This window comes from Bradyrhizobium sp. SRL28, assembly GCF_018596315.1.
GTDB lineage: Bacteria > Pseudomonadota > Alphaproteobacteria > Rhizobiales > Xanthobacteraceae > Bradyrhizobium.
In genome coordinates, this window is sequence record NZ_JAHEAG010000002.1 from 294,539 (window position 1) to 313,625 (window position 19,087).

Consider the following 19,087-nt stretch of genomic DNA (forward strand, 5'->3'; position numbering starts at 1 on the left):
GGGCGGTGCGTTGCATTCTAATCATGAGGACGGCTGAACGAGACATCGCGATGGCTGGCGACAGACCAAAAGCGAAAGCCTGTCCGTCTGATTCAATGTTGTCATCCAAACTCTCACGCTGCAATGGAGTAAGAGATAATGCGTTATACAACGACGAGGGCTGCGATCGGATCACACTTGAGCATGCGCAGAGCGTTGCCGCTCTTGCATGTGGCAGGTGCTGTTCTGCTCACGATTGCCGTAGCCGGGCCTGCACGTGCGCAGAGCACCGGCATCGCCGCGTGCGACGACTTTCTGCAAAAATACGATACTTGCGTGACGTCGAAGCTTCCGGAGGCGCAGCGCGCGACCTACAAGGCGCAGCTCGACCAGACGCGCAAGATATGGGTCGACATGGCCAAGAATCCATCGGCGAAGTCAACCATGGAAGGGACGTGCAAGCAGACGATGGACGCGATCAAGGCCTCGTTGCAAAGCTTCGGCTGCTCGTTCTGATGTAGCCGCGCGGGCGGAAAGGCGTGCGCTGTCCCTCGGTCCCAGTCTTCTGAGGAAGCGCACGTCGAAGCGAAGAACCTGGAGTTCATCGCGCTAGAGCACGATCCAGAAAAACATGCCCTCGGGCGACGACCCGATGGGTGGACACCGGTTTTCCCCTAGCTGATTTTCCCTTGGCTAACAAACGCGGACGCGCGTTTGCGCGGAGATCATACTCAAACAACAATCTGGAGCGCGATGGCGATTCATCCTGAACCCGTCGCGCTCTGGCATGACTACCTCGCCTATCGCGATTTGATTTCCCGGCAGCGGGCCGCGCGCAATCCCGTTAAAGCGTCGCGCTGCAGCAGTATCGGGCAGGCATTGCCGAGGTAATAGCTGTCGCCAGTCTCGCGCGCGACCTGCGCCACGACTGCAGTGCCGAGCGTGCTCCAGCAGGCTTCCGTGAGCGCCGCCGCTGCCTTGGCCTCATCCCAGTCGGGCGGCCGGCTGAGTGCGGCAATGACGGCGTCGGTGAGATCTGGATCCGTACAGGCCGCCACATTCGTTTCGGCAGGCGCCTCGATCGCGATGGCGAAAAACGGCGCGGCGGCCGAGCGGTTGAGCTTGCGCCCGACGAGACGGGCGGCATCACGCGCGAGGTCGGCGCGCGCCGTGCCGACGCTCTTGGGCGTTGTGCGCACGAAACCCTCCAGTCCCCGGCGGCAGTCGGCGAGGACTGTCCCGTAACCTTGTTCAAGGCACTCGCCGAACGCGGACAGGACGATCGACGCGCGCAGGGCCAGGAATTTGGGGTTGTCGTTCAAGATCTGAAACGTCGTGGCATAGTGCTCGAGCGCCGCAAGTCGATCGCCAAACGGACGCGCCGACGTTGCAAGTGGAGTTAATTCGCCGATCGCGGCTTGTTCGGCCAACGAAGCCCAGTGTGCGTCGCGCGCCGTTGGCCTCACTGTTATCAGTTGGCCGCGGAGCTCGCTCCAGCTCTTCGCGGTCGCCAGCGCGTCGAGTTCGGCGATCGCAGGGTCGGCCGAAGGAGCCGGCACGGCCTCGGCGGCGCGCTTGTCGACGTCGGAGAGCAGGGCTGCGGTTTGTGGTGGCGGCGGGCCGGCGGGCGTGGTGTGTCCGCTCGAGTTGAGTACGATCTCGCCGACGACCTGGTCGTAGTAGGCCGGCGTTTGGTCGCCCCCGACGCTCGCCGCCAACTGCTTGACTTCGATTTGCAGGCGCTTGGCAATCTGCACCAGCGTCAGGTCCGGCTCCGCCAGCTTGCGGAGAAGGTTTCGCGTGAACACGGAGTTCGAAGCGCGATCGGCGTGGGACAGCCGGTCGAGCGCGGTCTGCTTGGCGCCAGCGGAGAACATGATGAATACGCCCTCGGCAGGCGTCATCGCAGCAAGCCCGCCGCTGCCCTTGAGCCCGCGCCCGCCCGGCCGCTCGAACGGATTGTTGCGGCAGGCGTCGAGTACGAGCACCGCAGTGCGGGCGCCGCGCCCCTGCAGCCGGTCGATGATCCGGTCGGCTGCAAATGCGGAATCGCGGATCAGTTCTTCCTGTCCTTCGCGGACCTCCGGGATGTCCGTCGGCAGCAGGTAGTTCTGGCCGCGGATCTCGAAGCCGTGTCCAGCGAAGAAGAACAGCGCGATGTCGCCCGGCTCGATCGCCTTGTCGAAAGCGAGCAGGGCCTCGCTCATGGCACGGCGCGACTGGTTCTCGGCTAGAATCACCGAGAAGCCAAGCCCGCGCAGTGCGGTGCCGACCGCACGCGCGTCGTTGACGGCGGTCTGCAGCCGTGGAACGTTCTGATAGGCGTTATTGCCGACCAGCAGCGCAACGCGCTTCCCCGCGTGAGCGGTCGCGGCGAAACTTATCGCGATGATCAGCGCGAGGATCGCGGCGCACAAGTTTGTCTTCGACATGGATGCTCTCGTCGATGCTCTGGAGCATGATCCGGAAAAGCATGCCCGCGCACTTGATGCGGGCAGGACACCGGTTTTCCTTTGCGGCAAACGCGGAATACGTTTTGCGCGGAGATCATGCTCAAAAAATAATTTGTAGCGCGATGATGATTCATCCTGAACGCATCGCGCTATAGCGGGCTCATCGAGCGCTCGTCTCCGCCGGTTGGCCAAACCGTTCGGCGGTTGAGTGCCATTATCCGTCAAGTCATTGTTGGTGAGTTCTGTGGCCGGATTATGTGTATGCTGTCGATCGGCGGGTTAGATGAGAGTTTTGTCGTCGCGCCGTTCGAGCATGGTCTCCGCGCGAACGCGGTCCGATTGTTAGCTATGGAAAACCGGTGTCCCGCCCGCATCAAGTGCGGGCAGGCATTTTCCGGATCAAGCTCCAGCTAGATACGATAGAGAAATGTGGCGACGATCGTCCATAGGCCGAGGACGATTGCGGCATAGCCGAGCACGGTCTGATAGGGCACAATGATGGCGCGAATCTGCTCGCCGCGCTGTGCCGCTTCAGCGCTGCGGCTGAAAATGTGCTTCGTCAGCAACGCGTAGCCGAGCAGCAGGCCAAGCGACGCAATTAGTATGCCGGTCGCGAGGTAGGTCAGCCACCAGACCGGCACATAGCTGAACCAATTCAGGTTGATGATCGCGCTGATGATGGTCCAGGCGCCCCACAGGCAGGTTATGAATCCGAACCATCCCTGGTAAGGTATCATCATTTCAATATACGCCTTCGCGTCCGGACGTTTCGCGACGATGCTCGAAGCGGCCGCGAGGGCGCCGAGCGCCAGCAAAACCAGCCCAGTAATCAGACCCGACATTGGATTCCTCTCTTTCTTGACAACATTGCGCACATATTGCGGTGACATTTCGAGACGGCCCGCGGCCGTCGCCACCACATCAAGATAGAGAGACGGACTGGTGAGCATTTTTCTCCGCGCCAACTGCTGTCAATCCGCGCCCCGGTTATTAGATCAGCTACAGGAGATCACCGATCGCAGACTTGAGGCGCGCCGAGGACGGCCGGCCTGTGATCGCCTCCTTGGCCTCGACCTCTACGATCAGGGTGTCGCCCGCCAGCCTGACGTCGACCTAGTCGGCGTCGCGGATGACGACGCGCCGCAGTTTCGCCGCGATGATCTCGCGTGCGATCGGTGAGGTGAGCATCTCAGCCAGGGTTGCTCCGGTGACGGCGATTGCGTCCGCCATCGCGGACCATGCGGCGGCGTCAGCGGAGAGGCGCGGCGCGTCGAGCGATATCGCGAGCTCCGGGGCGCCCGCGCGTCTGAGCCTGCGCCCGAGCGACTCAGCCTCGGTCTCGGCCTGCTCTTTCGTTGCCTTCTTGACGACGAGCGGCTCGGCTTCCTGGTCGCGATACGCGTCAGCCGAACCGCCCGACAATTTGTCGCTGAACACCAGGATGCGACCCGTTTCGTAGATCCGAAGAACCGAGACGCCGTCGTCGCGCTTGAGCGTCAGCGAATTGTATGGAGCCTGCTCGGGGGTCAAGGCCAGGATTTCGTCGGAGCCGTCGAAGCGCAGCTTGATCGGCGTTCCCATGCGGTCGATCACAAAGCCGATCAATCCGGTGCCAGTGCTGTAATGCCCGATGCGAAGCGGCGGGCCGCTTTGCGCGGCGAGGTCGCCATGGCCGATGATCAAGGTGAGGGCGGCGCCGAGGGCGATCATTCGGAAACGTCCGGACATGGTAGACCTCACAGCATCACGACAATCCGCGGGATGCGGTATCGCTGATGAGCGCGGGGAGAAGTGAGAAGTAAATGCGGAGTTTTTGCGGCCGACACTCATGTTGAATGCGGCGCATTCATTATTCAAAATGTTTCAATCAAGATGCATCGCTACAGCTGCTGCGGCGACGCGGGAAAATCGCCGCCGCTGTCCGTCTATCCCTGGGTCCGCCGCAATGGCCGGACGCCGTGCCCGCACGGTATGCGCGCATGAACATCTAATTTGGAGTTATCCGCTATGAATATCCGTGCCGGTATCGCCGTCGTCGCACTCTCGATCTTCTCCTCGGTCGCGCTTGCCCAATCGCTGAAGGACAAGGAGTATTTCGCGGACCAGGAGAAGTATCTCGCGGGAGAGGTTACCTCCACCAACGAGCGGTGTGGCAACAGTCTCACAGCGAAGTTTGACTGGTTGAAGCCGCCGGCGCCGGAGGACCGGAAGATCTACAGCGCCTACGGTTACTGCGGCGCTGCGCTCGAGGCCATGCGGCGCGTCTGTGATTCCCAGGCCGGCAAGGAAGCCGTCAAACAGAAGATCAAAAGCCTGACTTGTAGTTTTGGACCGCAGCGCACGGTTGTGCTCAAGGATGGCACGATCGACTACGAGGTCAATTTCAATTCGAGCAACGACGCAGACTACGTGTTCGAATATTTGCAGAACAATTTGTAAGCGCCTTGGAGGGGTTCAGGGCCTACCTGGGCCCCGCTGGGTATTCCTAAAATGGCGAAGACGTTTGCGGAGTGCGTCTGCCCTCAAACGAAGTTTGTCGGCAACTATATCTGCGGGCGTGAAATTCGTTCGAACGCTATGCTGGTGGCGACGCCCAGCAGTGACCAGAATAACAAGCTGGTCAGCGTCACTGCCACGACAAATCGATGGGAAAGGGCGGCAGGAACCTCGCTGTGCGATTCCGGCGCCAGCGGGGCGCCGACCAGATGCGGGAGCGCGATCAAGGCGAGGCCAAGAACCGCCGCCCAGGCGGCGGGGCGGAAGACCAGCAGGCAAAGCCCGCCGGCCGTCGCGGCCGCGGTTGCGATCCACCAGGTTTGCCGCGCCGTCAGTGGGGCCACGGGCATGCCCGGCAGTTCCGGCGGCAGGCCGAGGCTTGGTGCGGCGGTGAAGACCACAAAGCCGGCAAGCCCCCACAGCAGGCCTTCCCGCCACGTCACCTGACGGCCGCGGATCGCATAAATCCCGGCGAGCAACAAGGCGAACCCGATCGCGGTCAGGATATTTGCCGCAACCGTGAAGGCGTTGCGCTGAAAGCCGTCCTCGGGCTCCCATTCACGATCGTGGCTGTGCGGCTTGCCTTGATCGTGGGTTGCGCCGCCTTGCTCATGCGCTGCTGGCGGTACCCCGGTTTCAGCTTTGCGTTCGTAGACTTCGCTCTGCTGGATCAACGGCACCGTACCGAAGAACTGCGCAATGGAAATCACTACCCCGACGATCAAGCCGGCAAGGGCGGCAGCAAATACGATAGACCTGAAAACAGGCATTCGTCAGTGACAGGGAAATGCGTTGGCGTGGCGGACGTCGTGCGCTGCATTGTGAACGGCGCTGATATGGGAGAAGCCGACCACGCCGACGATGAAAAGGCCCAGGGCCATCGCCAGCACAGCTTGAGCGATAACGTTGGAGTCGACAGCGATAGCGGACAAACGGGCAGACTGGGACTGTTGCATCTTAATCCTCGGCGAAGACATTCATTTTAGCCCGAAACAAACGTGGGCGCGACCCTAAATTTTCAATTGCCTGATAACATCCCGGCTCGTCAGGTGAAAATTCGCGGTCGAGGTCGGCCTTGTCCGCAGCAATTTTGCGCGTGCCGCGGCGTGAAACGCATCCTGATGGGTGTTGAAGAATTCAACGCATTCCCGTGGCGTCGGCGTTGCCCTCAACAGGGTTCGGAACGCGCGACGATGCACCATGCAAAGACCAATGTGGTCCCCCGGCTGAAACGCCAGCGCGTCAATATCATTCCGCCAAATGGGTGGTTTGCTGGATGGCATCAATCGACCGTCGGTGTGGCCCCGCGGCAACTTAGCGGAGCTTGTTGTCTAACAGGGGGGCGGCAATCGATTGACTCCCAACACAATCCGATGCCACGTTTATGAACGGTAGTGCCCGAAAGGGCTAACCAAGGGAATGCGGTGCGCGCACATGGGTGTGCAAATCCGCGGCTGCCCCCGCAACTGTAGGCGGATAGCTGACGACCATAAATGCCACTGGGGATGGACAGGGTCTCTGGGAAGGTGGTCCGAAGTGATGACCCGCGAGCCAGGAAACCTGCTGCCGGTCATGGTCACGCGCGAGCGCGTCGGGCGGGGTGCTCCGATGTCGCAAGAGTAGCTGTTGTATCTGCCGCTTGGGGCGAGGGCAGAATGCGACAGCAAGCGCGCTGACGGGTATCGTTTCGCCGTCGAGCCGTACAGTGCCAAATTTCATTGCCGGTCATTTTTCGCGCCGTTGGCAGCACATGTTTCAGGATCAACGCTGTGGACTCGCGTTCAAGCGATATTTGCAATCATCCGTGGCTCCGCTTGGTCTGCTAGCCTTCCTCGCCTCGGGATCGATGGATGCGGGTTTGGCGCAGACTGTGGCGCAAGCGGGGAATAAGCCCGACAGCCTGGGGCCGATCGTCGTGTCGCCGCCGCAGCGCAAGCCGGTGCGTCGAGCTGATCCGGGAGCGCGACGAAGCCAGGCTCCCGCGCGCGTTGCGGGTCGTCCTCGTCCGCAAACGGCCGTGGTGGTTCCAGCTACAACCGACGGACGGGCAACCCAAACTCCGCTCGACACGAACGTCGTAACCGAGGTCGGCTCGCGACTCGGTCTTACAGCCCGCCAGACTCCGGCGACAGTCGAGGTTATCGACAAGCAGGTTATCGAAGACCGCGGTCTCCGGACGACAACCGACGTCGCAAAAGCTGCGACCGGTGTAATCGGCGGCGATGCCCCCGGGGCTCCTGCCATATTCTCGATGCGCGGCTTTGCCGGCGACCAGATCAACACGCTGTACAACGACATCTGGATCGGGCCATCGACCATGACAGGTCGCCCGATGGACACGGCCAATCTCGAGCGGGTCGAGATATTGAAGGGTCCGGCTTCGCTGTTGTCGGGCATAGGCGCCACCGGTGGCGTGGTCAATTATGTGACCAAAGCCCCGCACACCGGGCCGATCGTCAACGAAGCCTTCACAGGGTTCGATTCGTTCAAAGGTTACCGTGCTGGATATGGTTCCGGCGGTAGTACACTGGTCGACGGGCTGGATTATCGCTTCGACATCACCCATTCAAACAATGTTGGCTTCATCGACGATACCTATTCCAGGCTCAGCAATGTTTCGGGCCAGCTGAATTATCGCGTCACCGATAGTCTCAAGATCTGGGGCGCCGCCGAGTATAAGCAGGACAAGGACCGTTTCTACTGGGGGACGCCGCTGGTGCCGGCCAACGCGCCCGGCGTCGTTCCGACGAGCGGAATCGTGTCAGGCGTTTGGACCAACTATTATCTCAATGGGCATACCGGTGCTTTGAATCCGGTAACTATCGATGCGCGGACGCTGACTACGAACTTCAACGTGCTCAATAATCACAGTGGAGCCAAGGAGCTATGGCTACGCAGTGGCTTCCAGTGGGACATTACCAACAACATATCGCTCAGAAGTCAGGTTTACGGCTACGACGCTCATCGCGACTGGTTCAACAACGAAATCAGCTCGTTCGACGATTCTGGCCCTAACAACGTCTATCGCGAGCGACTTGCGCTCGATCACGCCCAGAGACTTTACGGCAACGTCACCGACCTGACGATCAATTCAAACATCGGTGGGATGGACAACCGGCTCGTGGCCACGGTTGCGGCGAGCAGCCAACAGTTTAACGTTTCTCAGGATACGCTGTTCTTTTCAGACACGGTCAATCTGATCAATCCGGACCGCGGCCTCTATGGACCGCGCAGCGATGAGAAAATCTATACCCACCTCGACAAGGCTTCGCTCTCGTTTGAGGATCGGTTGAAGGTCACATCGACCTTCGCTCTGATCGGCGGTATCCGCTTCGAGGACATCGAACTGGCGCGCACGCGATTCTCGCCTACCGGCGTGCTTCGTTCCGATAGGGGATATCCGTTCTCGACGACCTTCAATCCCATAACCGGTCGCGTCGGCTACACGTGGGAAGCCGTTCCAGGGATCATGTTCTATAGCCAGTATGCAACTGCAGCCGACCCAACCGTTGCCAACATCTTCATCCTGGCCCCGACGGTGCCGCTGCTGCTCACGACCTCGCGGACGTATGAGACGGGCGTCAAGCTCCTGTCTGCCGACAAGCGGCTGGAATTCGTCGTGTCTGCCTTCGATATCGAGCGTAAGAACGTGTACGTTCCGGAAAGCGGGATCGTTTTCAACGTCGCTGGCAAGATTGCATCGAAAGGTTTTGAAGTCGCCGCAGCGGCAAACCCGTTTGGCGGATTGAAGCTATGGGGCAACGCCGCGTTTGTTCAATCGCGATTTGTCGATTTCAGCTACATCGACGGCAACGGAGTATTCCAGTCGTATTCGGGCATGACGCCACCTAACGTCCCGAGTTTTGTCGCAAATGCAGGCGCGTCCTATCGCTTTGAAACCGCGTGGCCGGTCGAAATCGGCGCCTCGCTGCGCCACGTAGGGAATCGATTTAATTTCCAGGATAACCTCGTTACCATGGATAGATACACGACCGTGGACGCCCACGCTTTCGTGGATATTCCGAAATCGGTGTTCAATAGTGTGGACCGGACCCGACTTAGCTTCCGTGTCAAGAACCTGACCAACAAGCTCTACGCTTCGTGGGGCGATCCCGGGTATACCGACCAGATCATCCTCGGTGCGCCGCGCAGCTATGAGGTGGCCGCATCGTTCAAGTGGTGAGGTTCGGCGGCGACACCGGTTGACCCCGGCTACCCCTGCGGTTAGCGTCATCCGCGATGGTCCTCCCTCGTGGGAGGTGAAAAGGGAAGCCGGTGCGAGTTCGCTCAACGCCGGCGCTGCCCCCGCAACTGTAAGCGACGAGCCCCAAGCCGGTGCCACTGGGAATTCCCGGGAAGGCGGCTGATGGCAACGACCCGCGAGCCAGGAGACCTGCCATCACGAACTGTGCTTTGGAGGCGTCGTCGGGGCGGGGTGCACCGGACGGGAGCGAGTCTGATGGCGATGAACCATCGGCGCGACCCAACAAAGCTCGTGGCCTGACGGCCGTGATGTGAGCCTGTGATGGATCGCGAGGACGCTGATCAAAATTCCGCTGATTTGGCGTTGATTGGAGTTGCGCGCGCTAACGCGCCCACCGGCCCCATCCTCGTGAGCGTGTGCATCACCTGCAAGGCCGCCGATGGCGCTACCGTGGTCGGTCCGGACATGTTCGAATCGGTCAAGGCTGCGATCGGCACATCCGGTTACGTGCAGGTCCGGCCGGTGCAATGCCTCAGCGTCTGCAAGCGGCCCGCCACCGTCGCGGTGACAAGCGTCGACGGCTACACGTTTTTGTTCGGCGACCTCCAGACCGATAGCGGCACCGCGGCCCTGGTGTCGTTCGTGAAATCCTACCAGAAGTCCGACTACGGCCTGGTGCCGTGGCGCGAGCGTGCTGACGTTCTGCGCAAGGGCATGGTGGCGCGGGTGCCGCCGATGCGCTGGTCGCCGGACGACGGAAGCGCACCGAAATGACGGCGCTTGCCACCACGCTGGTGCTGGGCGGCGCGCGCTCCGGCAAATCCGCCTTTGCCGAGCAATTAATCGGAAACAGTGGACTTGCGCCGATCTACCTCGCCACCGCAACCGCAGGCGATGAGGAGATGCGTTCTCGCATCACCCATCATCGTGAGCGGCGCGGCGACGGCTGGATTACCGTTGAGGAGCCGCTGGCGCTGGTCGATGCACTGACCCGGGAGGCTACCCGTGGGCGCGCCGTGCTGGTGGATTGCCTGACCTTGTGGTTGTCAAACCTGATGTTCGCGGAGCGTGATCCCGAGGTGGAAGCGCGTCGGCTCACGCGATTTCTCGGCGTGGCCAAATATCCCGTCGTACTTGTGTCGAACGAGGTCGGCCTCGGCCTGGTGCCCGAGACGCCGCTCGGCCGCAGTTTTCGCGACGCGCAGGGGCGCCTCAACCAGATCGTCGCCGCCGCCGTTCCCGATGTCGTGTTCATCGCAGCCGGGCTTCCGCTCTGGCTGAAGAGTTCGCCTTAAGGAGAATCTTGCAATGTCCCGTGTCCCCGTCACTGTGCTCACCGGATTTCTCGGCGCCGGCAAAACCACGTTGCTGCGCTCGCTGCTGACGCAGGCCGATGGTCGCCGCATCGCCGTGATCGTCAATGAGTTCGGTGATGCAGGATTCGACGGGGGGCTCGTCGAGGAGTGCGCGGCAAAAGCCTGCGCGCCCGGCGATATCGTTGAACTGACCAACGGTTGCATCTGCTGCACGGTTGCTGACGATTTCATTCCGACCATGGACAAACTGTTGGCGCGGGACCGTCCGCTGGATGCCATTGTCATCGAGACCTCTGGTCTGGCGCTGCCGCAGCCGCTCTTGAAGGCGTTCGACTGGCCGGCGGTGCGCACCCGCGCCACGGTCGACGGCGTGGTCACCGTGGTTGATGCGTTGGCGCTGTCGGAAGGCCGCGTCACCATCGATGAGGATGCTGTTGCCGCGCAACGGGCCGCTGATGATTCCCTGGATCATGATGATCCAATCGAGGAAGTCTTCGAGGATCAGCTCGCCTGTGCCGATCTGGTGGTACTCTCCAAGAGCGATCTGGTCTCGCCGACGGTCTTGGCTGGGATCGAGGCGCGTCTCAAATCGGTACTGCGGCCCGGCGTCAACATCGTGCGTTCCAAGGGCGATTTGGCGGCACAGGTGCTGATCGGCCTGAACGCGGCCGCGGAAGACGACATGGCGGCGCGAGCCGGTCATCACGGCGAGGAAGAAGAGCACGACCACGACGATTTCGACAGCATCGTTGTGATGCCGCCCGCGGCTGCCAGCGTCGATGCCATGCGCGCGCGCGTCAGCAACGCCCTGAATCTCACCGGCGTGTTGCGCGTCAAGGGTCACGCTCGCATCGCCGACAAGGCAGCGCCGATCGTGGTGCAGGGGGTAGGGGGCCGAGTTGACCTCGCATTCGCGCGTCCCGACCTGAAGCAGGCCGAGCATCTCGTGGTGATCGGACTGAAGGGTTTTGATGGCGACGCCGTCCGCCGGGCGCTGCAGGGGTAGCCAAGGACTTCCACACATATGCACCTGAAGCTCGACAGCAGCGGCAGTATCGACGATGGCGACGTTGCCCGCGATCTCGGGCAGGAACCCGCCGACATCGTCGTGCTGTCGGCGGCAGATAGCGACCTCGCCGCATTTGGTGCGGCCTATGCGACGCTGGCCGGCGACTTTCCGAGCGTGCGGTTGACCAATTTGCTCGCACTCGGGCATCCGGCTTCCGTCGATCTCTATGTCGAGCGAACCCTGCGCGAGGCCAAAATTGTGGTGCTCCGGATGCTCGGCGGCGAAAGCTACTGGCCGCATGGTGTCGAAAGTCTGCGTTCGGACGCGCTGCGCCGCGGGGCGCTGTTCGCGTGCATACCCGGCGAGATGGACTGGAACGCCGCACTTGCAGCGCGCGGCACGCTCGGAAGCGACAAAACCCACGCGCTCTGGCGCTATTGCAGCGAGGGCGGTGTCGAGAATGCTGAGCTCGCGTTACGTTTCGCCGCGCATCTGATCGGGCATGGCGAGGCGCCGCCGCGGGCACGGCCGATGCCGTCGGCCGGCTTCTGGCGCGATGAACCGGCGGACAATGAGCGGCCCAATGCCATCGTTATCTTCTACCGCGCGCTGGTCGCGGGAGGTGATACCGCCGGAATCGATGCGCTGCGGGTGGCGCTTCTGGCGCGTGGCCTCAATGCAGTGTGCCTGTTCGTCACGAGCCTGAAGAATGAACGATTGGCGGCGTTCCTACGCGCGGCGCTGTCAGCATATCCACCCGATATCATTATCAACGCCACGGCGTTTGCCACGGCAACCGCCAATGACGATGCAGGCATCCTTTCGATATCCGATTGCCCGATTCTGCAGGTGGCGCAGGCCGGCATATCCCGCGCGAGCTGGGAGGGCTCATCGCGTGGACTCAACCCGCGCGATCTCGCTATGCATGTCGTGCTGCCGGAAGTCGATGGCCGCATCTTTGCCAACGCCATCGCGTTCAAGGAGCGTGGCGAGAGCCTCGTCGGCTTTGCGCCGATGACATTCCAGCCGGTAGCCGATCGGGTCGATGCGGCGGCGGATCTCGCCCTGGCCTGGGTGCGATTGCGGCGGGGCGCTCCGCCTGCGCGCCGTGTTGCGCTGGTGCTGGCCAATTATCCCAATCGCGATGGACGGCTCGCCAACGGCGTCGGCCTCGATACGCCGCAAAGCCTGATCGATGTGCTCGCCGCGATGCGCGGCGAAGGCTATCTCACCGGCGAGGCGCCTGATGACGCCGCCGCGATGATGGATCTGTTGCAGGAAGGTCCGACCAACGCAATCGAGGGCCGCGCGTCACGTTCCGGCGGCGTATCGTGGCCGCTCGCGAACTATGCGGCTGCGTTCGCGACCTTGCCTGAGAACGTGCAGCGTGCCGTTGAGTCTCGATGGGGAAAACCGCAGCAGGACCCGCATGTCGTTGCCGACGAATTTCGCCTTGGCCTGCATCGCTTCGGCAATGTCGTCGTCGGCGTGCAACCGGCGCGTGGTTACAATATCGACCCCAAAAGTACCTATCACGATCCCGACCTGGTGCCGCCGCATCATTATCTCGCATTCTATCTTTGGCTCCGGCGCGAATTCGACCTGCATGCCGTCGTGCATCTCGGCAAGCACGGCAATCTCGAATGGCTGCCCGGCAAGAGCACGGGTCTATCTGCCGATTGCCTTCCGGATGCGGTGCTGGGACCGTTACCGCATCTGTATCCCTTTATCGTGAACGATCCCGGTGAGGGCATCCAGGCCAAGCGCCGTGCCAGCGCGGTCATTATCGATCATCTGACGCCGCCGATGACCCGTGCCGAATTGCACGACGACCTCGCGCGACTGGAAACGCTGGTCGACGAATATGCGCTCGCCGCCGATCTGGACCCCAAGCGGGCCACGGTGCTTGCCGAAGACATTTTGTCGCTGGCGCGCGCGCAGCGGCTCGATGCCGACGTGAATGTAACGCGAGATACGCCGACAAACGACGCCTTGCGCGCGCTCGACGCGCATCTGTGCGATCTCAAGGAGATGCAGATCCGCGATGGCCTGCATGTATTTGGCCGCGTGCCTGCTGATGCTCAACGTAACGACCTCATCGTTTCGATCGCACGGCTCCCCCGTTCGGATCTGAAGGCCCAGGATGCTTCGTTGCATCGGGCGCTTGCGCTCGATCTTGGCCTTGGCGAATTCGATCCGTTGACCCGCGATCTTGCCGCCGATTTCGAAGGACCGCGTCCCGCAATCCTTGCAAGAGCCAGCACCGCTGCATGGCGCACAGCAGGCGATGCGGTCGAGAGGATCGAATGGCTGGCACTTCAACTGGTCGCGGGCCTACAGCCCTGCAACGGCGCCTGGAGCCGGACACGGGAGGTGCTGGACTGGATCGATGCCAAACTCCGTCCCGTCATTGACGCCTGCGGGGCGGCTGAGATCAGCGCATTTCTTCGCGGGCTGGACGGCCGTTTCGTCCGGCCCGGTCCATCCGGTGCGCCGACGCGGGGACGGCCGGATGTGCTGCCCACGGGGCGCAATTTCTTTGCGGTCGACGTGCGGGCAGTGCCGACGCCCTCGGCGTGGCGGATCGGGCAACTGGCGGCGGAACGCCTGGTTGAAGCGTATTGGCAGGAGGCTGGCGAATGGCCGCGTGCGATCGCGCTGTCGGCCTGGGGCACTGCCAACATGCGCACTGGCGGTGATGACGTCGCCCAGGCGCTGGCCCTGATCGGCGCGCGCCCGTTGTGGGAGGAGACGTCGGGCCGGGTCACCGGCTTTGCGATTACGCCTCTCAGCGAATTGAAGCGCCCGCGGGTGGACGTTACCTTTCGCGTGTCCGGACTATTCCGGGACGCCTTTCCGACGCAGATGGATATCATCGGAAGCGCCGTCAACGCCATCGCCATGCTCGATGAGCCGGATGACGCCAATCCGATTGCCGCCAACGTTCGTATCCGGCGGAAGGTGCTCGAGGCTGATGGGATGGACGGCGAGGCGGCGCAACGCCGCGCCGCATATCGGGTGTTCGGCTCCAAACCCGGCGCCTATGGTGCCGGCCTGCAGGCTCTGATGGACGAGGGTGGCTGGAGCAATCGTGGCGACCTGGCCGATGTCTATCTCGATTGGGGCGGCTTCGCCTATGGCAGCGGCACCGAAGGCGAGGGCGCGCGGAACGATTTCGCCGAGCGCCTCAAGGGCGTTGATCTGGTCGCGCAGACCCAGGACAACCGAGAGCACGACATCCTGGATTCCGACGACTATTATCAGTTCATGGGCGGTCTGGCGGCGACCGTGCAGACCCTGCGGGGGCGGGCACCGCGTGTTGCCCATATCGATACCTCGCGGCCGGAAGCGCCGCTGTCGCGGCCGCTCAGCCACGAAATCTCGCGGGTGGTACGCGGCCGGGCCGCCAATCCGAAATGGATCGCCGGCGTAATGCGCCATGGGTATAAGGGCGCATTCGAGATTGCGGCAACCGTGGATTATCTATTCGGCTTTGCGGCCTCGACCGATGCTGTCTCCAACCATCACTTCGATCAACTGTTCGCTTCCTATCTGGAAGATGAGCGCGTACGAGACTTTATGCAAACCGCCAACCCGGCGGCGCTACGCGAGACTGCGGATCGCTTTGCCGAGGCGATCCGGCGGGGACTTTGGACCCCGCGCTCCAATCGCGCCGCTGACCTGATCGCCGAACTCTTGCCGACCGCGCAGAAGGAAATCGCATGACCACGAGCCCGACTGAATCAGATGAAGCCGAGAATGAACGGCACCGGGAGAAGGCGCGAAAGCACAAGGCGGCGCGCGACAAGATCATGGCGACCAAGATTGGCGAGAAGGGGCTCCTGATCGTCAACACGGGCACCGGCAAGGGCAAGACGTCGGCCGCGCTCGGTATGGTGTTTCGGCACATCGGACATGGCTATCCCGTGGCAGTCGTGCAGTTCACCAAATCGCCGGCGTGGGACACCGGCGAGGCGAAGGTGCTGGCGAAATTCCCGGAGCTGGTGACCCTGCACATCATGGGAGAAGGCTTCACCTGGGAAACCCAGGATCGCGAGCGCGACATCGCCGCCGCCACCAAGGGCTGGGAACGTGCCAAGGAGCTTATCCGTGACGGCCGCCACCGTATGGTGCTGCTCGACGAACTCAACATCGTGCTGCGCTACGATTACCTCGACCTCAACGACGTCCTGACGTTCCTGCGCGAGGAAAAACCCGCCGACAAGCACGTCGTCATCACCGGCCGTAATGCCAAGCCGGAACTGATCGAGATGGCCGATCTCGTCACCGAAATGACACTGGTGAAGCATCCGTTCCGTGCCGGCGTAAAAGGTCAGAAGGGTATCGAATTCTGATGGAGCGGCCGACGCCCGCACTGATGATCCAGGCCACCGGCTCGAATGCCGGCAAGTCGACGATTGTCGCAGGGCTCGCCCGGGCGCTGGTGCGGCGTGGCCTGAAGGTGGCGCCGTTCAAGCCGCAGAACATGTCGAACAATGCAGCCGTGGCCATCGAGGGCGGCGAGATCGGCCGCGCGCAGGCGGTGCAGGCGCGGGCGGCGCGGATGCCGCCGAGCGTTCACATGAACCCGGTGCTGCTGAAGCCGGAGACCGATACTGGCGCGCAAATCATCGTACAGGGCAAGCGTTGGGGCACGCTGCGGGCAAAAAACTATCTGGAAAAGAAGGCGGTCCTGCTGCCGGCGGTGCTGGAGAGTTTCGGCCTTCTTGCGCAAGATGCCGATATCATCCTGGTGGAAGGCGCCGGCAGCCCGGCGGAGATCAACCTTCGCGCCGGCGATATCGCTAATATGGGATTTGCCGCAGCAGCCGATGTACCCGTGGTGATGCTCGGGGACATCGATCGCGGCGGCGTTATCGCGAGCCTTGCCGGCACACATCTCGTTCTGGAGCCGGACGAATTGGCGCGGATCCACGGCTTCATCGTCAACAAGTTTCGCGGCGACGTTGGATTGTTCGCAGAAGGCCTGACGGCGATCACCCGCCTCACGGGCTGGCCCTCGCTCGGTGTCGTGCCGTGGTTGCCCCAGGCGGCCTGGCTTCCGGCGGAAGATGCCGTCGACCTCGAGCGCGCACATGGATCATCGTCCACGCGCGTCATCGCAGTGCCGGTTCTCGCGCGCATCGCCAATTTCGACGATCTCGATCCGCTGGGGATGGAGCCCGGTGTCAAGCTGGTCTTCGTCAAGCCGGGCGAACCTATTCCTGCCGAATCCGAAATTGTCATTCTTCCCGGCAGCAAGTCCACGATCGGCGATCTCGACTTCTTGCGCGCGCAGGGCTGGGACACTGACATCAAGGCACATGTACGCCGTGGCGGCCATGTGCTCGGGTTGTGCGGCGGCTATCAAATGCTCGGCCGAACAATAGCCGATCCGGACGGCGTAGATGGCCGTGCCGGCATGGTCGAAGGCTTGGGCCTGCTCGATATCACGACCGTCATGACCTCAGACAAATCTACCACGCTCGTTAGCGGCAGGCATTGCGCGACCGGCGCGGCGATCAGGGGCTATGAGATTCATCTTGGCCGCAGCGAAGGTGGCGACTGCGAGCGGCCTCTGCTTGATATCGAGGGCCGTGCCGATGGCGCCAGCTCGGCTGACGGCCGGGTGCAGGGAACCTATGTCCATGGCCTGTTTACCGGCGACGCCTTTCGAAAAGCGTGGCTCGGACATTTCGGCATCGCATCGTCTTTGGCCTATGAGGCTCGCATAGAAGCAGCACTGGACGGGCTCGCCGATCATCTGGAAACGCATCTCGATATCGAGCAAATTCTGAAGATCGCGCGCAGCCGTCAAACGACCAACGCGAGCACGGCGTAGGCTGCGGCCTCGAGCAAACACGCAGCGACCAGAAGATCGAGCGCGCGGCCGATATCGCTGGGCAGCGCATCCTTGCGTGCTTCGGCATTGAGAAAAGGATCATCGACGATCCGGTCGCCATACCGGCGTGGCCCGGCGAGGGCCAGGCCAAGCGCGCCGGCTGTGGCGCTTTCCGGCCACCCGGCATTGGGCGAGCGATGTTTCGCCGCATCGCGCCACATCGCCTTGAGCGCGGTCGCAGTCGTGCCACCCGCAATCGGAGCGACTATCGCAATTAGTAACCCCGATAGCCGTGCCGGGATCAAATTGACGAGATCATCCAGCCGCGCGGCCGCCCAGCCAAAGGACTCGTAGCGCGCGTTGCGATGCCCGATCATGGAGTCGGCGGTATTGATGGCTTTATAGGCAATCAATCCGGGCAGGCCGAATAGCGCCAGCCAGAATACCGGGGCCACCACGCCGTCGGAGAAATTCTCGGCGCAGGATTCGATGGCCGCGCGGCACACACCCGCCTCGTCAAGTTGATCTGGATTGCGGCCGACGATCATGGAAACGGCGCGGCGGGCTTCAGCGAGCCCGCCATCGGCGAATGCCGAGCGTACCCGCGCGACGTGCTGATAAAGGCTTCGTTGTGCGATCAGCGTCGAGGCGGCCAGTCCAAGCAGGACATTTCCAAACGGGATCTGACGCAACGCAAATTCGATCAGAAATCCGATGAGTGTGGAAGCGACCAGGAGCAGGACGACCACGCAGACGCCGGCAAATTTTCGCTGCCCGGCGGAGCGCGCATCGAGATTGAGCGAACGGTCGAGCCATCCGATCAACGATCCGATCAGGGCCACCGGATGCGACAGCCGCCGCCACAGCCAATCGGGATCCCCGATCAAGGCGTCGAACGCCAGGGCAGCGATGACAACAAAGAGCGTATCGCTCCAGATCAACATTTCAGTGCGCCACGCGCTCGAGTTCCGAGGCGAGGCGATCGAGGGCCTCCGACAGCCTCGGGCCGCCGCATACAGTCAGTTTTTCCGGGACTACAAGGCGCTTTGACGCCGGATAAAGCCGCTCCAGGGCCGGATGCAGCATGAACGCCCGGCCTTCGTCTTCGGCAAAGTCGCCGGCGTCGGATACCAGCAGGAAATCGGGCTTCAGACTGACTATCGCTTCCAGGGAGGCAAATCCGCCGAGCTTGAAGCCGAGATCGGCAGCGGCATTGCTGAGGCCGGCGGTCGCCAGCAGCGAACTCGTCAAGCTGTCGCCGCCTGAAACCCAGCCGCGCCTGGATAGCGCCAGCACGCGATAGGGCTTGCGCGACACGACTTCGCGCGCGTGCGCAATTGCTGCGTCCAGCCGCTCGATTTCGGCGGCGGCGCGGTCGGGATGCCGCACGAGATCGCCCATCTGGCGAATTTGCTTTTTCACGTCATCCAGCGAGCGTGCGGCATCGAATTCGACAACGCGCAGCCCCTTTTCTTTCAGCAGCTCCCGTGTCGCGCGCTTGGTGAAACGCCCGGCGACGACAACGTCCGGCCTCAAAACCAATACGTCCTCGGCCTCGCCGGAGAGTTTTGGGAATTGAGCGGCCTTTGCCGCATCCCAGGATCGCGCGCGATCGCGGGAATAGGGGCTGAGACCGAGAATTTGCGCAGGGTCCGCCAGCGTCACCAGCAACTGATCGGTGCAGAGATTGATCGAGGCGATCCGCGGCAGTTCGGTGGCGTACGAGACGCCTTGCAAGCTGACGGAGGTCAGGATGGCGATTGCCACAAGAGCGCTCCGCAGCCTCTC

16 protein-coding genes and 2 riboswitches are annotated in these 19,087 nt (G+C 62.3%); of the genes, 9 read left to right on the top strand and 7 right to left on the bottom strand.

Annotated features, from left to right (window positions below; translation table 11 throughout):
- Window positions 1–177: 177 nt before the first annotated feature.
- Window positions 178–495, top strand: a complete 318-nt coding sequence (locus tag KIP88_RS05825) for a hypothetical protein (RefSeq protein WP_214486905.1) — start codon at window positions 178–180, stop codon at window positions 493–495.
- 284 nt (window positions 496–779) lie between these two features.
- On the opposite strand, the gene KIP88_RS05830 is transcribed toward KIP88_RS05825, so the two are convergent.
- From KIP88_RS05830 to KIP88_RS05840, 3 genes are all read right to left on the bottom strand, one after another.
- Window positions 780–2,411, bottom strand: coding sequence for a caspase family protein (locus KIP88_RS05830; protein WP_214486906.1), 1,632 nt, complete (start codon window positions 2,409–2,411; stop codon window positions 780–782).
- Window positions 2,412–2,842: 431 nt separating this feature from the next.
- Window positions 2,843–3,382, bottom strand: coding sequence for a hypothetical protein (locus KIP88_RS05835; RefSeq protein WP_214486907.1), 540 nt, complete (start codon window positions 3,380–3,382; stop codon window positions 2,843–2,845).
- A 163-nt stretch (window positions 3,383–3,545) separates the two neighbouring features.
- A complete protein-coding gene (locus KIP88_RS05840) occupies window positions 3,546–4,160 on the bottom strand; it encodes a DUF4908 domain-containing protein (protein WP_214486908.1) in 615 nt (204 codons plus the stop codon).
- A gap of 279 nt (window positions 4,161–4,439) precedes the next feature.
- Between KIP88_RS05840 and KIP88_RS05845 the strand changes: the two genes are divergently transcribed.
- Complete coding sequence (locus KIP88_RS05845) at window positions 4,440–4,871, top strand: hypothetical protein (protein WP_214486909.1); 432 nt, start codon at window positions 4,440–4,442, stop codon at window positions 4,869–4,871.
- A 104-nt stretch (window positions 4,872–4,975) separates the two neighbouring features.
- Here KIP88_RS05845 and KIP88_RS05850 read toward each other — a convergent pair whose 3' ends face one another.
- Window positions 4,976–5,698 carry a CbtA family protein gene (locus KIP88_RS05850; protein WP_214486912.1) on the bottom strand — a complete coding sequence of 241 codons (723 nt, stop codon included), beginning with the start codon at window positions 5,696–5,698 and terminating at the stop codon, window positions 4,976–4,978.
- A 3-nt stretch (window positions 5,699–5,701) separates the two neighbouring features.
- Window positions 5,702–5,884 carry a CbtB domain-containing protein gene (locus tag KIP88_RS05855; RefSeq protein ID WP_214486913.1) on the bottom strand — a complete coding sequence of 61 codons (183 nt, stop codon included), beginning with the start codon at window positions 5,882–5,884 and terminating at the stop codon, window positions 5,702–5,704.
- Between the two features lie 419 nt (window positions 5,885–6,303).
- A riboswitch (cobalamin riboswitch) is annotated at window positions 6,304–6,511 on the top strand.
- 263 nt (window positions 6,512–6,774) lie between these two features.
- Between KIP88_RS05855 and KIP88_RS05860 the strand changes: the two genes are divergently transcribed.
- The 7 genes from KIP88_RS05860 (at window position 6,775) to KIP88_RS05890 (ending at window position 17,299) form a co-directional block, all read left to right on the top strand.
- On the top strand, window positions 6,775–9,111 hold the full coding sequence (locus KIP88_RS05860; protein WP_249790595.1) for a TonB-dependent receptor plug domain-containing protein: 2,337 nt from the start codon (window positions 6,775–6,777) through the stop codon (window positions 9,109–9,111).
- 40 nt (window positions 9,112–9,151) lie between these two features.
- Window positions 9,152–9,344, top strand: a riboswitch (cobalamin riboswitch).
- Between the two features lie 196 nt (window positions 9,345–9,540).
- Window positions 9,541–9,906, top strand: coding sequence for a DUF1636 domain-containing protein (locus KIP88_RS05865; protein WP_308163250.1), 366 nt, complete (start codon window positions 9,541–9,543; stop codon window positions 9,904–9,906).
- A complete protein-coding gene (cobU, locus tag KIP88_RS05870) occupies window positions 9,903–10,427 on the top strand; it encodes a bifunctional adenosylcobinamide kinase/adenosylcobinamide-phosphate guanylyltransferase (protein ID WP_214486915.1) in 525 nt (174 codons plus the stop codon). Before KIP88_RS05865 ends, cobU begins: the two co-directional genes overlap by 4 nt.
- Before the next feature lie 13 nt (window positions 10,428–10,440).
- Window positions 10,441–11,454 (top strand): cobalamin biosynthesis protein CobW, encoded by a 1,014-nt coding sequence (cobW, locus tag KIP88_RS05875; RefSeq protein ID WP_214486916.1) that lies wholly within the window; start codon window positions 10,441–10,443, stop codon window positions 11,452–11,454.
- Between the two features lie 18 nt (window positions 11,455–11,472).
- Window positions 11,473–15,183: a cobaltochelatase subunit CobN gene (cobN, locus tag KIP88_RS05880; RefSeq protein WP_214486917.1), complete on the top strand. Its 3,711-nt coding sequence runs from the start codon at window positions 11,473–11,475 to the stop codon at window positions 15,181–15,183.
- The gene (gene cobO / locus KIP88_RS05885; protein WP_214486918.1) at window positions 15,180–15,812 is read left to right on the top strand and encodes a cob(I)yrinic acid a,c-diamide adenosyltransferase; all 633 of its coding nucleotides are present in this window, start codon (window positions 15,180–15,182) and stop codon (window positions 15,810–15,812) included. Before cobN ends, cobO begins: the two co-directional genes overlap by 4 nt.
- Window positions 15,812–17,299 (top strand): cobyric acid synthase, encoded by a 1,488-nt coding sequence (locus tag KIP88_RS05890; RefSeq protein ID WP_214486919.1) that lies wholly within the window; start codon window positions 15,812–15,814, stop codon window positions 17,297–17,299. Before cobO ends, KIP88_RS05890 begins: the two co-directional genes overlap by 1 nt.
- Here the strand turns inward: KIP88_RS05890 and cbiB are convergent.
- Complete coding sequence (gene cbiB / locus KIP88_RS05895; protein WP_214486920.1) at window positions 17,272–18,243, bottom strand: adenosylcobinamide-phosphate synthase CbiB; 972 nt, start codon at window positions 18,241–18,243, stop codon at window positions 17,272–17,274. The two genes, KIP88_RS05890 and cbiB, sit on opposite strands and share 28 nt — an antisense overlap.
- Before the next feature lies 1 nt (window position 18,244).
- Complete coding sequence (locus tag KIP88_RS05900) at window positions 18,245–19,066, bottom strand: ABC transporter substrate-binding protein (RefSeq protein ID WP_308163252.1); 822 nt, start codon at window positions 19,064–19,066, stop codon at window positions 18,245–18,247.
- Window positions 19,067–19,087: the final 21 nt, after the last annotated feature.

Excerpts from the sequence above, each read along its gene's own strand:
- cobW (WP_214486916.1), top strand. The coding sequence starts at position 10,441 with ATGTCCCGTGTCCCCGTCACTGTGCTCACCGGATTTCTCGGCGCCGGC.
- KIP88_RS05835 (WP_214486907.1), bottom strand. The coding sequence starts at position 3,382 with ATGCTCACCAGTCCGTCTCTCTATCTTGATGTGGTGGCGACGGCCGCG.
- cobN (WP_214486917.1), top strand. The coding sequence starts at position 11,473 with ATGCACCTGAAGCTCGACAGCAGCGGCAGTATCGACGATGGCGACGTT.
- KIP88_RS05845 (WP_214486909.1), top strand. The coding sequence starts at position 4,440 with ATGAATATCCGTGCCGGTATCGCCGTCGTCGCACTCTCGATCTTCTCC.
- cobU (WP_214486915.1), top strand. The coding sequence starts at position 9,903 with ATGACGGCGCTTGCCACCACGCTGGTGCTGGGCGGCGCGCGCTCCGGC.
- KIP88_RS05840 (WP_214486908.1), bottom strand. The coding sequence starts at position 4,160 with ATGTCCGGACGTTTCCGAATGATCGCCCTCGGCGCCGCCCTCACCTTG.
- cobO (WP_214486918.1), top strand. The coding sequence starts at position 15,180 with ATGACCACGAGCCCGACTGAATCAGATGAAGCCGAGAATGAACGGCAC.
- KIP88_RS05830 (WP_214486906.1), bottom strand. The coding sequence starts at position 2,411 with ATGTCGAAGACAAACTTGTGCGCCGCGATCCTCGCGCTGATCATCGCG.
- KIP88_RS05850 (WP_214486912.1), bottom strand. The coding sequence starts at position 5,698 with ATGCCTGTTTTCAGGTCTATCGTATTTGCTGCCGCCCTTGCCGGCTTG.
- KIP88_RS05855 (WP_214486913.1), bottom strand. The coding sequence starts at position 5,884 with ATGCAACAGTCCCAGTCTGCCCGTTTGTCCGCTATCGCTGTCGACTCC.
- cbiB (WP_214486920.1), bottom strand. The coding sequence starts at position 18,243 with ATGTTGATCTGGAGCGATACGCTCTTTGTTGTCATCGCTGCCCTGGCG.
- KIP88_RS05890 (WP_214486919.1), top strand. The coding sequence starts at position 15,812 with ATGGAGCGGCCGACGCCCGCACTGATGATCCAGGCCACCGGCTCGAAT.
- KIP88_RS05860 (WP_249790595.1), top strand. The coding sequence starts at position 6,775 with ATGGATGCGGGTTTGGCGCAGACTGTGGCGCAAGCGGGGAATAAGCCC.